Source organism: Gemmatimonadaceae bacterium, assembly GCA_016720905.1.
GTDB lineage: Bacteria > Gemmatimonadota > Gemmatimonadetes > Gemmatimonadales > Gemmatimonadaceae > Gemmatimonas.
The window spans coordinates 1-14,906 of sequence record JADKJT010000035.1 but is presented as its reverse complement, the minus strand read 5'-3'; the positions used below and the strand labels follow the sequence as shown (position 1 = coordinate 14,906).

Sequence of the window (14,906 nt, the reverse complement as noted above, 5' to 3'; positions counted from 1 at the left end):
TCCATGCCGCAGATTGACTTTGACGCGATGCCGGACTCGGCGCGCGTGTGGGTGTTCGGAGCGGCGGCGCCTGTTACGGGTGCCGCCGCTGAGGCGCTGCTGACCGCGGTTGATGCGCATCTGGCGCAGTGGGCGGCCCATGGCGCGCCATTGGTGTGCGCCCGCGAGTGGCGCGACGATCAGTTCCTGGCGATCGCGGTGGATGAGGCGGCGACCGGCGCGTCCGGGTGTTCGATTGACGGACTGTTTCGCGTGCTGAAGGACCTGGAGCGCCAGTTGGGCACGTCGATGGTGGATGGCGGCACGGTATTCTGGCGTCGTCCTGATGGGTGCGTGACCGGCGCAACCCGAAGTGATTTCAGAACGGCGGCACGCGACGGGTTGGTGCATGACGAGACGCGCGTGTTCGATACCCTGATTGATACGGCGGGAGCGTGGCGCGAACACTTTGAACGCCCAGCCGCCACGTCATGGCATGCGCGGCTGCTTCGGAGCTAGGGCCCGCCTCGTGCTCCCGCGGGCGCAATGGTAATTGAACGAAACTCCACTTCGGAGCTTTCCGACTGAATGGCGATCTGGCCGTGGTCGGCGGTGGCGTTGGTGCCGTGGTTCACCAACGTGCCATTCACCCAGACTTTGATGGACCGGCCAACGGCTTCAATCACCATGCGGTTCCACTGTCCAACCGGCCGCTCCGAGCCGTCGGTCAGATTGACAATACGACGCGCCTTGCCTTCTGTTACGCCCCACGTGGCCCGGGGACCGCGCCGTTTCTCCATGTCGGGCACGGTGATGTCCTCCACAATGCACCAGAAATCTCCAGCGTTCCGGTGTTCCATCTGCACTTCGATGGACTTGGGGAACATCCCGTAGAGTGCGCGCGGCGTGGACGCATGCACGAGCACACCGGCATTTCCCGGCTTGCCCGTGAACCGATACTGCACCTCCAGTCGGTAGTCGCGGAACACTGAGTCGGAAATCAGGTGTCCATTGGGCAGCCCGAGACTCACCAATCGTCCGTTGCGCACGATGAACGGATTCCGCGCGCCGACGGCCGAGTCCAAGGCCGGCACGTCGACGTGCCAGCCCGCGAGAGTGCGGCCGTTGAACAGTGCGTGGGGCACGACCGCGCCGTGCGACGCGCGTCCCATCGTGAGCAGGACGGTCGAGAGGACGATCAGCGCTTTCACGGATGGTCTCCGAGTCAGAGATGTGTGGACGTACTGGCGATCGGACTGCGAGGCACATCATCCCACGGATGCCGGCCCCCGCACCATGTCGAACACCAGATGCGTTTCGATATGTGCCACTTCGGGGCGCGTACTGATTGACGTGAGGATCAACTCGCGCAGCGCCTCGGAGTCGGACACCCCGACATGCACCAGAAAGTCGTCGGTGCCGCCAATGTTGTAGGCGGCCAGCACGGCCGGCAATGTGCGGCAGTGTTGTCGGAAGCGCTCCACGATTTCACGCGCATGCCGCGTGAGTCGTACGGCAATGAGCGCCTGCAATCCAATGCCCAGCGCCGCCGGTGCCACCTCGGCGTGATAGCCGCGCAATATCCCGCGGGACTCGAGCCGTCGTACCCGCGTGAGCGTGCTGGATTCGGCCAGCCCAACACGCGCGGCAAGTTCCTTATTGGAAAGCCGAGCATTCTGCTGGAGCAGGCGCACCAGATCGAAGTCGATTTGGTCGAGCGGGATTCCGACGGGCATTGTCCGAATAGTCTTCGGAATTGGCGGCTCCTGTAGAATATTCTGTGAAATTACCCCTATGCAAGAAAACCACAACTCCGCCCATCCCGAAACGTTGGCTGTCCATGGCGGACGCGACGACTTCCGCGCGCTTGGCGTGCATGCGCCGCCGATCGACTTGTCCAGCACGTATCCCGTGAACGATCTGGCGGCCGACATGGCGTCGTTGGACGCCATGGTGGCGGGGGGCGAACCGACGGGGTCTGCCGTATACAGCCGACTGTACAACCCGACGGTATCTCGAGCCGAGCAGGCGATTGCGGCGTTGGAGGGCGCGCAGGGGACCGTGGCGTTTTCGTCGGGGATGGCGGCGTACACTGCGGCGCTGCTGGTCGCGCGTCAGCGCGGCGGGCATGTGGTGGCGGTGCGCCCACTGTACGGCAGCGCCGATCATCTCCTGGCCAGCGGCATGCTTGGCGTGGATGTGACATTTGCCACTGCCGACGAGGTGCAGGCGGCCATTCGACCCGAGACGGCATTGGTGGCCATCGAGACACCGGCCAACCCCACGTTGGACCTGGTGGATATCGGCGATGTGGTGCGGCAAGCGGGTTCGGTGCCGGTGATGGTCGACGCGACGTTTGCCACGCCGGTGTTGCTGCGACCGCTGGATTTCGGTGCGACACTGGTACTGCACAGCGCCACCAAGGCACTGGCCGGTCACGGCGATGTGTTGGCGGGTGTCATCAGCACGAACGATGTGTCGTGGCTTGGAGCGCTGCGCCAGATTCGGCTGCTGACCGGCAGCGTGTTGCATCCGATGGCTGCATTCCTGTTGCATCGCGGATTGCAGACGCTGCCGTTGCGCGTACGCGCGGCGCAAGCCAACGCGCAGCGCATTGCCGAGTTGCTGCAATCACATCCAGCTGTGGCTTGGGTGCACTACCCCGGGCTTCCCGGCGGTGATCCGCACGGCCTTCTCGGTCGCGAACTCGTTGGGCCGGGCAGCACGATGGCCTTTGACCTGCGTTCTGACGACCCAGACGCCCCGGCGCGACTCCTGGCGGCGTTGACGCTCATTACGCCGGCCGTGTCGCTGGGGAGCACGGATACGCTCATTCAACACCCGGCCAGTCTGACGCATCGCGTGGTGGATACGGCCGTTCGCGAACACCACGGCATCAGCAGTCAGCTCATGCGACTGAGTGTCGGGCTTGAGCACGTCGACGACATCTGGGCGGACCTGTCGCAGGCGCTCTCCAGCACTTGGCCGGGTGTAGGCAATGCGCCTTGACGTCTTTGAACTCGGTGCGGGAGCGATGAGGGCCAGAGGGGTGAGCAACTGAAGCGTTGAGCGTCAGAGGGGTGAGCCGGTGAGGGTAGGACTGGGTTATTCGCTCGCCGGCAGAGCCCGATCGCGGTGCACCCGTGCAAAAATCTCAATGAGTTGATGGACATGCGCGTTCGTGGTGTACGTCAGACGCGCCTGCGCGATGAAGGCCTCGTCAATGCGCGCGCCGGGGAACGCGGTGCCGGACGCGATGGACACCAGCGACGCCGTGAGGGCTTCGACGCGCGCGGTGGTGAACAGCAGCCCCGTGGAACCGTGCACCACGGTCTCGGTGAACCCCCCGGTATCACTGGCAATCACGGGAACGCCGCGGACGATGGCTTCAAGTGCCACCAGTCCGAACGGCTCCTCCCACAGCGAGGGCGCGATCAATGCCCAGGCGGTGGAGAGCTCCGCTTCAACCTGTTCGGGCGACAACGCCCCGAGTAGCGCAACACCGTCGGTCGCGGCGACCAGACCAGCGAGCTCTGATTGCAGCGGGCCGTCTCCGGCGATGCGAAGGCTGGTGTCTGGATACGCGCGTCTGACACGCATGAATGCATCGATGAGCAACGGCACGCCCTTCTCGCGGCTCAGGCGTCCCACGTACACGAAGCATGGCGCGTGCGCGGGTTGACGTTGGAATCCTGATGTGGGCAAGGGCACCGGTTGCGGCAAGACGGTGGTCTGGATGCCGGCGGTGGCCAGTTGTCGATGCAATGTCGCACTGGGTGTGAGCACGAGCGCCGCGCGCGCGAGAGCGCGGCGGATGAGCGCATAGCGGGGGCGATCGCGCAACCAGTGCGGGGGTGACACGCAGCCACGGCGCATGCACACGATGCCACTGTCCTCGCGGCATGGGGACAGATTGGGCAGCAGCTTGGAACCAACAGGGCAGATGGACTTGTAGTCCATCAGGTATATCACCATCGGCACATCGCCCAAGGCGGACAGTGCGTGCGGCGAGACGTGATATGCGAAGTGGCCAACCAACACGACATCGGGCCGGAATTCGCGGACCATGGTGCGCAGACCCTGCGACACCTCCGGATTGGCCATCTGCAGCACCGCTCGCGCCAGCATCGAGTCGCTGGTTACCACCGCATAGTCCGCCGACCCATCCGGTCGCGGCCCGCACGCGAACAGCGCGACGGTGTGCCCCGCCGAACGGAGTGCCTCGCGCACCGTACGCATGTACGCCTCCGCGCCGCCGGCATGAGTCATCCAATCACTGACAAGGCCGATGCGCATACGGTGACGCGTTACCGAGGCGTCATGCGCATGGGGCTGCCGGCCAACGCCGACGCTTCGGCCGCCAGGACGACATGCAGGGAGGCCAGCCCGTCGTCCATCGAGGCGATTTCCGTCGGGCGACCGGTGATCAGGCTGACGAAGGCACGCCACGCGGCTTCGTACGAAGGGTCTTCGGATGGTCGCGCAAGTCGGCGCCAACGTTCACGCCATGAAATGCCCAGCGGTACCCGCGCTTCCCGCGTGCCGTAGCCGAATCGACGATGCGTTGCGTGGGTGATGGTGTGTCGGTGACGGTCCATGCGCAGCACGCCGCACTCACCGTGCAGTTCAATCGTGTCGGCGAGGGCGGATCGAAACGCGTAATAGCCTTGTACCGGTGTGCCGTCGCGCATCGCCAGGGTCATCGTCGCCACGTCGTGTTCAGACTCGCGCGACTCCGCGCGCGCCGTGACCATGTCGACCTCCTGATCAAGCAGCCAGCGCACGAGATCGATGTGGTGCGACGCGAGGTCCAGCAGCACGCCTCCTCCCGTCGCGCGAGTCTGCTTCCATATCGGCATCGCCGCGGTCGCCACGGGCTCGGCGAACACCGAATGGACCGCGTGCACGTGCCCGATCAGGCCATCACGCAAACAGGCGCGCGCACGCCGATAAATCGGGTGTTGGCGACGGTTGAATCCGACGGCGGCGTGCACGCCATGATGGGCGACGATCGCCCGCAGATCCGCGGCCTGTGCGGCGGACGTTGCAATGGGCTTTTCCAGGTACAGGTGTTTGCCGGCGCGTGCCACGCGTGTTGCCATCTCCGCGTGGGCGTCGGTGGGCGTGGCAATCAGGACCGCATCGACTTGCCCATCCTGCATGAGGGCGTCGACCGTAAGCAGGCTGGCCGATGGCGCCCGTGCCCGTGCCCGTTCCAACGCGACCGGATCGTGGTCGGCGAGTGCCACCACGCGTGCATCGGCCACGCGCGCCAGGGCCGGCAGATGGCAGTGGTACGTCACGGCACCACATCCGATGACGCCGATGCGGACGGTCATCCGTCAGCCCCCGCGGGCGTGTTTCATCTTGTGGAGTTCGTAGTGCAGTTCCATGTCCACCTCAAACTGCGGACCGGGGGTCGAGACGTAGCCCACGATTTCACCCACCGTGCGAATGCACGCGCCAAGCACCAGCGCCACCGCGGTGCCGCGGGGGAGGAGCCCTTGTCGCCAGGCGATGGTGAATGGCTGCCGTATTCTGGACAAGGTCACCAGCGGAATGAGCGGTGACGCGGCCACGTACGCGAGTCGACGCGCGAGTGACCAGTCGGTGCGGCGATGTGATGCCACCAGCAGTCCCGACAGGAATCGCTCATGTACCCATTCCCGCGGTGTGGCTACGTTGGCGTGGTCAATGCGCGCCGACGGTGCAAATCGCACGCGTCGTCCGTGCGCGCGTAGTCGGATGCCGAGGATGGTGCCATGCCCCAGTGCGGCTTCCAGCACGTCGTCGGCGTCACGCAGCGCTTCCCGCGAGTAGGCGACATTCCAAATGGGTCCGCCGGCGATGAATCCGGGCGCCTGATGGTGAAGCCAGGCGCCATAGTCGGCGAGAAACGCCGCCCAGCTGAGGGCGCTGCCCGGATTGGCATTATCGAAGCCGGGCACCACGACATCGCACGTGCCGTCGTGCGCGCGCAGGACTTCCTCGACGAACGTGGGGTGCACGAACGAGTGCGTCTCGCCAAGGAAAACGAGTGGTGCCGTAACGGCACGCACGACGGCGGCGCGCGCGGCGGCCATGGGAAACAGCGACGGGACCGGCACGAGCCTTACCGCAGCGAACCCGGCAAATAGCTCGGTGGATATATCGATGTTTGTGTCAGGCGTGTGCGCAATGACCAACTCAACGACATCGCGACGTGTCTGCCGACTCAGATGATCGAGGACACGCCGGATCGTGGCGAGGCGGTCGGTAATCAGCACGATCGCCAGGTGCGGTTCGCGCGGTGTGGGCGCCGTCATCAGTCCCGATTGTTGGAGACGGCCGCATGGCGCGACCACCGTCGTGAGAGTCGCATGGCGAGGCGCTCGAGAGGGTATAGCACACGCCGGACGCCGGACACTTCGTACCCCCGAACCAGAGTGGTCCGCAGGGACCGATTGGGGCGCCATCCCGACCATGGTGTCATGTCGAGATAACGGAAATACAGTTGCCGCAGGGATCGCGTGGGTGGAGCAAACGTCCACGGCTTGAGTTGGCCGGTATAATGCACAATCCATGGTGCGCGATCGGACTCGTACAGCCGCAGGTCGCGACCGGGAATGGGCACGCTGGCATTGAGATTCCATCGCGCGTCCAGGGCCCGCCAACGCCCGACCGCAGCGACGTTCAGCGCCTCCTGATCCCAGAAATACACTTCGGGTCCATGGGTGCGGAGATAGTCGAGGGCCCGCTCGCGCACCTGCTCGCGCTTCCACGCGAGCAGATCGAGCAGCATGACCCCGGCATTGAAGTACGGAGCGGATGTTGGCATGCCGAGCGCCTTGCAGGCTTGCACGCCGCCGGTTGAGGACACGGTGCTCACCACTTCATCGGTGGCGGCCAACAGCAGATGATTGCCCAGAGGTTCGGCCCACAGTCGGGCGAGGTCGGTCGTGACCACCAGATCGCAGTCCAACCAAATGGCCCTGGTGGTGCCGTGCGGCAACAACTCCGCGAGGTCGAGTTTCGCGTAGGTTGCCGCCGTCATCCGCCCCCAGAGCGGCAATCCGCCGTACTTCGCCATGGATTCCTCAATCCACTCAATGCGCATCCTCCAGGGTGCCGCGGCCCGCTCGATCATATCGCGTTCCTCGGGCTGGATGCCGAGGTCCACGATATATGCGATAAGCGGCGAGTCCCGACTGAGATTGGCCCCGACCGACGCGAGCATCACGCCAAGCGGTTGGGCAAAATTCCGGTCGGTCGCGCATGCGAGAATGATGGGAGTGTGCTCCATGCAGCCCGAAGTATCTCACCGCGGGGTTTGCGGGACCAGCCTTGCCGGCGTCGCGCGCGCCGCAAATTCCAACGGGCGAGGGGACCCGGTTGGATTGCGGGGTCTGTCGCTCGGGGGGTTCGACCTGCAGCTTTACCGACCATTTCGTCGCACCGTGGCTTCAGTGCGCGGCGCCGACGACCGGGCACCGCCCCGGGACCGGACGGTGGTGTTTGCATAGGTCAACATTTTGCACAACGAGATCGATGTGGCGAAGACAGTGAAGTTCAACTCCCTGAACGCGCAGGGTCAGCAGAAGCCGGTGTGGCCACCGAACGTGTCGGCCAGTGCCGTCGGCGACCGGGCGCGCTGATGACGGCGCCATCACTTCGCGCGACTGCGAATCCGCTGAATGAACGCACCCTGCCGTTGATGCTGCTGTTGTTCATCGGCAGTGGCTGCGCGGCGTTGATCTATGAAGTGGTGTGGTTCCAGCTGCTCAGCTTGATTGTCGGATCGTCGGCGATCTCGATGGGCATCATTCTGGGCACGTTCATGGGCGGGATGTGCCTGGGCAGCCTATACCTGCCGCGCTGGTTTTCCGCACGAGAGCACCCGTTGCGCGTGTATGCCAAACTGGAACTCGGCATCGGCATATGCGGGTTGCTGATTTTGTTTGGCCTGCCGCTGCTTGGGAAGGCCTACGTGGTCATCAGTGGCCCGGGACTGAGCGGCATGCTGCTCGCCGCCGTGCTGTGCGCCATCTGCCTGCTCCCGCCCACGCTGATGATGGGTGCCACGCTGCCGGCGATTGCCCGCTGGGTGCAAACCACGCCTTCCGGGATTTCGTGGCTGGGTTTCTTCTACGGCGGCAACATCGCGGGGGCGGTGGCCGGGTCACTGCTGGCGGGGTTCTACCTGCTGCGGGTGCATGACAATTCGTATGCGACGTTTGCCGCAGCCGCCTTGAACGTGGTTGTCGCCGCGATGGCGTTTGGAATTGCCAGCAGAACGTCGTACGCCACGGACGACTCCGGGTCAACGTCCACCGCAAAGGCGCCGCTATTCGAGATGCCACCGGGTACAGCGCCGGTGTACCTCACCATCGCACTCTCCGGCATGACCGCGCTGGGTGCAGAGGTCATCTGGACGCGACTCTTGTCGCTGACGCTTGGGGCGACGGTGTACACGTTTTCGTTGATTCTCGCGGCGTTTCTCTCGGGCCTTGGCATCGGCAGCAGCGTGGGTTCGATGATTGCGCGCTTGACGCCCAATGCGCGAATGGCGCTGGGATGGTGCCAGGCTCTGTTGGTGCTGGCCATTGGATGGGCGGCGATTTCGCTGTCGAGCTGGTTGCCCTGGTGGCCCATTCAACCGACGCTGGATTACACGCCGGGCGCGCTGTTCCAGATTGACTTCGTGCGTTGTCTGTGGGTGGTGTTGCCGGGCGCCTGTCTGTGGGGTGCGTCGTTCCCGCTGGCCCTGGCCGCCGTCGCACCCAGCGAGAAGGACTCGTCGCGATTGGTGAGCTCCGTGTATGCGGCCAATACGGTCGGGGCCATTGTGGGTTCGCTGGTGACTGCGCTGGTGCTGATCACGTGGATTGGCACGCAGAATGCGCAGCGTGTGTTGGCGGTATTCGCGATCGTCTCGGCCGTGGTGATGTTCGCCCACGCCCTTCGCACGAAGAACGCCGAGGCCGGCGGCCGGCTGGCCGCCATGTGGGGCGCGGTGCTGGTCATCGCCGGCGGGGGGTGGATTACCTGGAAGATCGAGCGTATCCCTGATGCGTTGATCGGCTACGGCCGCTGGACGGCTGGCTACGGATGGGAACGCGGGAAGATTCTCTTCACCGGTGAGGGGATGAACTCATCGATGGCGGTGTCACAGTTATCGAATGGGGTGCTGAACTACCACAACGCCGGCAAGATTCAGGCGTCCAGCGAGCCGAAGGACATGCGACTGCAGCGCATGCTGGGACACCTGACGACGCTCATTCCGGCGAATCCGAAGAACGTGCTGGTGATCGGGTGTGGTGCCGGCGTGACGGCGGGAGCGGTGAGCATTTCGCCCTTGGTGGAACGCGAGACCATCGCCGAGATCGAACCACTGGTGCCCAAGTTCGTCTCGAAATACTTCGGCGAGCACAACTACAAAGTGGTGGACAATCCCAAGGTGCACGTGCAGATCGACGACGCGCGGCACTTTCTGCTGACCACCAAGGAAAAGTTTGACGGCATCACGTCTGATCCATTCGATCCGTGGGTGAAAGGTGCGGCGTCCTTGTATACGGAGGAATTCTTCCAAACCGCCAAGGCGCATTTGAATCCGGGCGGCGTCATGACTGTGTTCGTGCAGCTGTATGAAAGCGGCGAACCGGCGGTGAAGAGCGAGATTGCCACGTTCCTGAAGGTGTTCCCCAACGGGATTGTGTGGGGCAACACCAGCAACGGTCAGGGCTACGATGTGGTGATGATGGGCCGTGTGGACGATACGCCGATTGACGTCGACATGATCCAGGCGAGGCTCGATTCACCGAAATTCGCCGAGGTGGCGCAGTCGTTGCGCGAGATCGGTTTTGCGTCGGCGATTGAGCTGCTGTCGACGTTTGCGGGTCAGGGCGCCGACATGGGGCCGTACCTGGCCGATGCGCAAATCAACACCGACCGGAATTTGCGGTTGCAGTACCTGGCGGGCGCCGGGGTGAACGCGTACGAGCAGGCGACGATTTACCGGGGCATTCTGCAGGCGCGACAGTTCAAGCCGAACTTGTTCACCGGCGGAACCGAGTCGCTCAAGGCGCTGTGGGAAGCGGTGATGATTCGGCAGTGATGGTTCGGCAGTGACTGCAGGCGCCGTTTCCGTGAAACGGCGCCTGCACCGCGTCACTTGCCAGTTGGTTGCGGCGGCAGATCCTTGATATAGGACCACAGGGCTTTCAGCTCGATGTCCGTCATGTTCTTGGCGAATTTTGGCATGCTGGCCATCGGTTCGAGCAACACGTCCCCGTTCTTGCGCTTCCCTTCCCGAAGCACGCGCACGAAATCTTCATACGTGTAACCGGTGAGGCCAGTAGGTGTGAGGTTCCTAGCCGGCGGCCAGTCCGGCGGGCCACCGATGATCGGACCGCCGGAAAAGTTTTCGCGATGGCATCCGGTGCATGTCTGCGCGAGATGCTTGCCGAATGTTGCATCGGCCACTGCGGCCGGTGGGAGCGCTGCATGCTCGATGACGTGCTTCGTCGGGTGAAGTTCGGCCGAAAGCTTGAACTGACCTGTAGCCACCAGCACTTTGCCCACCGGACCCAACGTCACTGGCGGTACCTCCTTGTTCACGGGAGGGAGCGAGCGAATGTACGATACGATATCAGAGAGTTCGCGGTCGGACATGGCAAAGAAATCCTTCGACGGCATGGGCGAACCCGTGCCATCCGGCTTCACGCCATGGCGCACCATGCGATCCCAATCGGCGGCGGTGTACTTGAGCGTACGTGAGCCGGTTCCCAGCGTCAGGTTCTGGCCCAGCAGTCGCCCGATGGTGGCTGGTTCGTCCACCATGACGCCGCCGCCGAAGTCCGCCCCGTGGCACTCGGCGCACGCATAGAACGACTCAATGAGATGTTTCCCGCGCGCGACCGCGCGTTCCGTCGCCAGCGCGTTCACATCGACACCGGCGAGTACGTCGCCACCCTTGGCGCCTTTCGGGGCGGACGCGCTGCGCTCTGCGCGCAACTCGGCGAGCTCCGAATCAGCGAGTGGAAACGGGATCGGGAAGTCAACGCGATGCACGTCGTGGGTGGCCGCGAGTTTCGTCGTCGCCGAGTTCGACGCCCAGAGATATCCGCCGCCGCCGACTACAACGAGCAGTCCGAGCAAGCCACCTACGCCGATCGCCACTGTGCGCGCAATGCCCATCGTCACCTCCTGTCAGGTACGAGCTACGGTTGGCGGCAGGAACTTGCGGCTGCATATATGACTTGTCCAGCGCCGCACGCGCTTACTCCCAGCGAAACCACCGGGTGGCGAGCGCGCTGCACACTCCGAACACGGCCACCAGCGCCACGGCGTTCATCCAGTGGGCGCTCCACCCCGATCCATCCCAGACGCCCTGCATGAGGGCCACCGCGTGGGTGGTTGGCAGCGCGTTGGCGACTAACCGCAATCCGCGTGGCACCCGGTCGAGCGAAAAGAACAGACCGGAGAGTGCGACCATGGGATACAGCACCGCGGCGCCGATGGGCTGCGCAAAGCGCGCGGTGGGAATGATGCTGGCGATGATGAAGCCCAGAGACAAGATGCTGAGGCTGCTGAGCAGCAGCGCGGCGGTGAAACTGATCATGGGCACGTTCATCGTGCCGGGAAAGATCCGACGGCCGGCCAATACCAACAGCGCGAGGCTGATGACCGTGAACACCAGCTTCACCAGCACCTGAGCGCTCAGGATAGTCAGCGGTGAGAGTGGCGTCGCTCGCAGTCGTTTGAGGATGCCGCCTTCCCGGTAAATCGAGATGATGGCGACCAGTGACAACACCGCGTTGATGGCGATCATGAGCGCGGCCAGGATCGCCACGTTGAAGGGCGCCTGTGCTTGCGCCTGCGCGAGCGTACCCGCCGAAGGGGATGCGGTTCGTAGCGCGCGCGCGAACAGGACAAACAGGAGAACGGGAATACCCAGCGTGCCTACCACACCCATGGGCTCCCGCAGGAAGATCTTGATCTCGACCCAGGTGAGTTTCCAGAATCCTTTCAGCACGCCGTTGGCCATGGGTCAGTCCCTGATTCCGCGTCCGGTGAGCTTCAGGAAGACGTCTTCGAGTGAGGGATGCTCGGTGCGAAATCCGCGCACATGAATCCCTTCGCGGGCAATCACGTGAATGACATCGGTGGTGAATTCATCGCCCTCGCCGCAGAGGGTGTGCGTGGATCCCGTGCTGATCGCGGATCGCAGCGACGGGACATCCGCCATATGCTGCGCGACGTCGGTGGAATCGCTGGTGAACACCACGCGGCGTTCGGGACAGTGCCTGGCCACCAGGTCGGCCGGTGTCCCGATCTCAATCAGGCGGCCGTGTTCGATAATGCCCACGCGGTCACAGAGTCGTTCGGCCTCTTCCATGAGGTGCGTGGTGAGGAATACCGTCTTGCCGCGTTCCCTGATGCCGAGGATCAACTCCCAGATGGCACGACGCGCCTGTGGATCGAGTCCGGTGGTGAGCTCGTCGAGGAAGACCACTTCGGGATCGTGGATCAGGGCCAACGCGACGAACAACCGCTGTTTCTGACCGCCGGACAGGGTCATGAACCACGCGTTGCGTTTCTCATCCAACCCAAGCCGGGTCAGCAGGTCGTTGGCATCGACGGTCTGCTGGTACAGTGACGCCCACAGATCGACCGCCTCCCACACCTTGATGCGCTTCTGCAGATGTGCTTCCTGATGCTGGACGCCGATCTTCTGTCGCAGTGCTGAAGCGTCACGCTGGGGATCGAGGCCGAGTACCGAGATGCTGCCGCCATCGGGTTTCCGGAGTCCTTCCACGCACTCCATGGTGGTAGTCTTGCCGGCGCCGTTGGGGCCGATGAGTCCGAAGATCTCGCCTTCGTACACGTCAAGTGAGACGTCATTGACGGCCACGGTAGCGCCATAGCGCTTGGCAAGGTGGGTGACAGAAATGACGGCGCGGGGCATGGTGAAACGTATCCGGTGATGCCGCAACCGCGAGCCGGGCGGCATATTCGAGGCGCAATAGCTCTGCACGGCGGCACACCGACATCTTTGTCACAGGCACCGATGAGACGCACCCTCACCTCGATTCTGCTGGCCGCGGCCGCGGCGTCCAGTCCCGCTGCGGCTCAGCGCATGCCGAACATTGTGATCGTCTTCGTGGACGACATGGGGTATGCGGACATCGGGCCTTTCGGTGCGGCGGGCTACGCGACACCGAATCTGGATCGCATGGCGAAGGAAGGCACGCGCCTGACCAGCTTCTATGACGCACAGCCGGTGTGCTCCGCCTCGCGGGCCTCCTTGCTGACCGGCACGTATCCCAATCGCATTGGCATTCATGGCGCGCTGGGACCCAACTCGTCCGTGGGCATCGGCGACGCCGAGGTGACCATCGCCGAGTTACTCAAGGCCAAAGGCTATGCGACCGCGGCGTTCGGAAAATGGCATCTGGGAGATCGTCCGCAGTTTTTGCCAACCCGACATGGCTTCGATGAGTATTTCGGGTTGCCATACTCGAACGACATGTGGCCCAATCACCCGGAGGCCAAACCCGGAACGTATCCACCGCTCCCGCTGCTCGAGGGCGATACGGTCAGACAATTCATGTCCGAGCAGTCGCAGCTGACCCGCCTGTACACCGAGCGCGCGGTCAGTTTCATCGAACGCAATGCGAAGCGGCCATTCTTTCTGTATGTGCCGCACACGATGGTCCATGTGCCGTTGTTCGTCGGTGAACGGTTCAGGGGCGCATCCGCCGGCGGTTTGTACGGTGATGTTGTGCAGGAGCTGGATTGGAGCGTGGGCGAAATCCTGAAAACGATCAAGCGGAATGGTCTGGACACCAACACGCTGGTGATCTTCACCTCCGACAACGGGCCGTGGTTGTCGTACGGTGACCATGCGGGTTCGGCCGGCCGGTTGCGCGAAGGCAAGGGCACGGTGTGGGAGGGCGGGGTGCGGGTGCCGTTCCTCGCCCGATGGCCGGGGCGGATAGCGGCCGGACGCACGACCTCCGAGCCGGCCATGACCATCGACATGCTGCCGACCATCGCCACGTTGGTCGGCGCGCCGTTGCCGACGCACACGATTGACGGCCTTGATGTCTGGCCGTTGCTGAAGGGCGATGCGCGCGCGAAATCCCCGCACGAAGCATTCTACTTCTACTACAACACCAATGAGTTGCAGGCGGTGCGCAGTGGCAGGTGGAAACTGATTCTGCCGCATTCCTACCGTTCACTTGGCGACCAGCCGCGAGCCACGGGCGGTATTCCGGCGAAGTATCACAATGTCGCTGTCGGCCTCGAGCTCTATGACCTGGAGCGCGATGTCGGTGAACACACCGATGTTGCCGCGAAACACCCCGATGTAGTCAAGCGAATGATGGTCCTCGCGGAGAAGGCCCGTGCGGACATGGGCGATGCCCTGACAAAGCGGGTAGGCCATGGCGTTCGGGAACCGGGCCGCGTGCCGGGCAAGTAGGCCGGATAGCCGGCACGATTCCGTGTGACCGAGTCAGGGCGACATGCGGCGGAGGTCGTTGCGCAGCGCATCCGGCGAAGGGGCACGCCCCAGAAACCCGTCCAACACGTCACGCGACGATCGCTCTCTCCCGAAACGATAGAGGTGGTCCGTCAGCCGAACGTACGTCGACGTGTCGGCAATCGTGAACGATCCCCACTGTTGCGCGGCCCGGGCCCGCATGTCGGCCACGAGAAACGCGCCCAATGCGTAGTTGATCAGGTACCCCGGATCCTCAATCAACTGTCCACGCATGGCCCACCACGACCACTCAGGGTGCGGTCGGATGCGCAAATACTGCGACGTGATCTCGGTCCACAGCCGATTCGGATCGGCATCGGGCGTGCGATGCACGCGGATTTCCAGCAACGCCCACGCCATGTCGAACACGATGCCGGCGTACTTGGCGCGCAACGACTCGGCC

The 14,906-nt window shown here is 63.8% G+C and carries 14 protein-coding genes; 4 read left to right on the top strand and 10 right to left on the bottom strand.

The genetic code is table 11. From position 1 onward, the window contains the following. Positions 1-3: 3 nt before the first annotated feature. Positions 4-498 (top strand): hypothetical protein, encoded by a 495-nt coding sequence (locus IPP90_22605; protein MBL0173427.1) that lies wholly within the window; start codon positions 4-6, stop codon positions 496-498. Here the strand turns inward: IPP90_22605 and IPP90_22600 are convergent. Together IPP90_22600 and IPP90_22595 are read right to left on the bottom strand one after the other, a co-directional pair. Continuing rightward, positions 495-1,151 carry a DUF1080 domain-containing protein gene (locus tag IPP90_22600; GenBank protein ID MBL0173426.1) on the bottom strand — a complete coding sequence of 219 codons (657 nt, stop codon included), beginning with the start codon at positions 1,149-1,151 and terminating at the stop codon, positions 495-497. The genes IPP90_22605 and IPP90_22600 overlap by 4 nt on opposite strands. Before the next feature lie 96 nt (positions 1,152-1,247). Then, positions 1,248-1,715, bottom strand: a complete 468-nt coding sequence (locus tag IPP90_22595; protein MBL0173425.1) for an Lrp/AsnC family transcriptional regulator — start codon at positions 1,713-1,715, stop codon at positions 1,248-1,250. Between the two features lie 58 nt (positions 1,716-1,773). Here IPP90_22595 and IPP90_22590 point away from each other — a divergent pair, with 58 nt between their 5' ends. Then, on the top strand, positions 1,774-2,988 hold the full coding sequence (locus IPP90_22590) for an aminotransferase class I/II-fold pyridoxal phosphate-dependent enzyme (GenBank protein ID MBL0173424.1): 1,215 nt from the start codon (positions 1,774-1,776) through the stop codon (positions 2,986-2,988). 96 nt (positions 2,989-3,084) lie between these two features. Here IPP90_22590 and IPP90_22585 read toward each other — a convergent pair whose 3' ends face one another. Genes IPP90_22585 through IPP90_22570 form a run of 4 tightly spaced genes read right to left on the bottom strand, consistent with a single transcriptional unit; the run spans position 3,085 to position 7,261 of the window. Beyond that, on the bottom strand, positions 3,085-4,275 hold the full coding sequence (locus tag IPP90_22585) for a glycosyltransferase family 4 protein (protein MBL0173423.1): 1,191 nt from the start codon (positions 4,273-4,275) through the stop codon (positions 3,085-3,087). A gap of 11 nt (positions 4,276-4,286) precedes the next feature. Then, the gene (locus IPP90_22580) at positions 4,287-5,318 is read right to left on the bottom strand and encodes a Gfo/Idh/MocA family oxidoreductase (GenBank protein MBL0173422.1); all 1,032 of its coding nucleotides are present in this window, start codon (positions 5,316-5,318) and stop codon (positions 4,287-4,289) included. A 3-nt stretch (positions 5,319-5,321) separates the two neighbouring features. Continuing rightward, complete coding sequence (locus tag IPP90_22575; GenBank protein ID MBL0173421.1) at positions 5,322-6,284, bottom strand: glycosyltransferase; 963 nt, start codon at positions 6,282-6,284, stop codon at positions 5,322-5,324. Continuing rightward, positions 6,284-7,261, bottom strand: a complete 978-nt coding sequence (locus IPP90_22570; protein ID MBL0173420.1) for a glycosyltransferase family 8 protein — start codon at positions 7,259-7,261, stop codon at positions 6,284-6,286. Before IPP90_22570 ends, IPP90_22575 begins: the two co-directional genes overlap by 1 nt. Before the next feature lie 351 nt (positions 7,262-7,612). Here IPP90_22570 and IPP90_22565 point away from each other — a divergent pair, with 351 nt between their 5' ends. Further along, the gene (locus IPP90_22565) at positions 7,613-10,072 is read left to right on the top strand and encodes a fused MFS/spermidine synthase (GenBank protein MBL0173419.1); all 2,460 of its coding nucleotides are present in this window, start codon (positions 7,613-7,615) and stop codon (positions 10,070-10,072) included. A gap of 53 nt (positions 10,073-10,125) precedes the next feature. On the opposite strand, the gene IPP90_22560 is transcribed toward IPP90_22565, so the two are convergent. The 3 genes from IPP90_22560 to IPP90_22550 all read right to left on the bottom strand — a co-directional run bounded on the left by IPP90_22560 (position 10,126) and on the right by IPP90_22550 (position 12,925). Then, a complete protein-coding gene (locus tag IPP90_22560) occupies positions 10,126-11,154 on the bottom strand; it encodes a c-type cytochrome (protein ID MBL0173418.1) in 1,029 nt (342 codons plus the stop codon). An 82-nt stretch (positions 11,155-11,236) separates the two neighbouring features. Further along, complete coding sequence (locus IPP90_22555) at positions 11,237-12,004, bottom strand: ABC transporter permease (GenBank protein MBL0173417.1); 768 nt, start codon at positions 12,002-12,004, stop codon at positions 11,237-11,239. Between the two features lie 3 nt (positions 12,005-12,007). After that, entirely contained in the window at positions 12,008-12,925 is a 918-nt protein-coding gene (locus IPP90_22550) for an ABC transporter ATP-binding protein (protein ID MBL0173416.1), read from the bottom strand. Positions 12,926-13,027: 102 nt separating this feature from the next. On the opposite strand from IPP90_22550, the gene IPP90_22545 reads away from it, so the two are divergent. Further along, on the top strand, positions 13,028-14,443 hold the full coding sequence (locus IPP90_22545) for a sulfatase (GenBank protein ID MBL0173415.1): 1,416 nt from the start codon (positions 13,028-13,030) through the stop codon (positions 14,441-14,443). Positions 14,444-14,476: 33 nt separating this feature from the next. Here IPP90_22545 and IPP90_22540 read toward each other — a convergent pair. Beyond that, positions 14,477-14,906, bottom strand: a 430-nt coding sequence (locus IPP90_22540; protein MBL0173414.1) for a hypothetical protein, incomplete at its 5' end; no start/stop codon positions are given.

Coding starts and splice junctions, on each gene's coding strand:
- IPP90_22575 (MBL0173421.1), bottom strand. CDS start 6,284: ATGACGGCGCCCACACCGCGCGAACCGCACCTGGCGATCGTGCTGATT.
- IPP90_22580 (MBL0173422.1), bottom strand. CDS start 5,318: ATGACCGTCCGCATCGGCGTCATCGGATGTGGTGCCGTGACGTACCAC.
- IPP90_22560 (MBL0173418.1), bottom strand. CDS start 11,154: ATGGGCATTGCGCGCACAGTGGCGATCGGCGTAGGTGGCTTGCTCGGA.
- IPP90_22565 (MBL0173419.1), top strand. CDS start 7,613: ATGACGGCGCCATCACTTCGCGCGACTGCGAATCCGCTGAATGAACGC.
- IPP90_22585 (MBL0173423.1), bottom strand. CDS start 4,275: ATGCGCATCGGCCTTGTCAGTGATTGGATGACTCATGCCGGCGGCGCG.
- IPP90_22605 (MBL0173427.1), top strand. CDS start 4: ATGCCGCAGATTGACTTTGACGCGATGCCGGACTCGGCGCGCGTGTGG.
- IPP90_22550 (MBL0173416.1), bottom strand. CDS start 12,925: ATGCCCCGCGCCGTCATTTCTGTCACCCACCTTGCCAAGCGCTATGGC.
- IPP90_22570 (MBL0173420.1), bottom strand. CDS start 7,261: ATGGAGCACACTCCCATCATTCTCGCATGCGCGACCGACCGGAATTTT.
- IPP90_22545 (MBL0173415.1), top strand. CDS start 13,028: ATGAGACGCACCCTCACCTCGATTCTGCTGGCCGCGGCCGCGGCGTCC.
- IPP90_22590 (MBL0173424.1), top strand. CDS start 1,774: ATGCAAGAAAACCACAACTCCGCCCATCCCGAAACGTTGGCTGTCCAT.
- IPP90_22595 (MBL0173425.1), bottom strand. CDS start 1,715: ATGCCCGTCGGAATCCCGCTCGACCAAATCGACTTCGATCTGGTGCGC.
- IPP90_22600 (MBL0173426.1), bottom strand. CDS start 1,151: ATGGGACGCGCGTCGCACGGCGCGGTCGTGCCCCACGCACTGTTCAAC.
- IPP90_22555 (MBL0173417.1), bottom strand. CDS start 12,004: ATGGCCAACGGCGTGCTGAAAGGATTCTGGAAACTCACCTGGGTCGAG.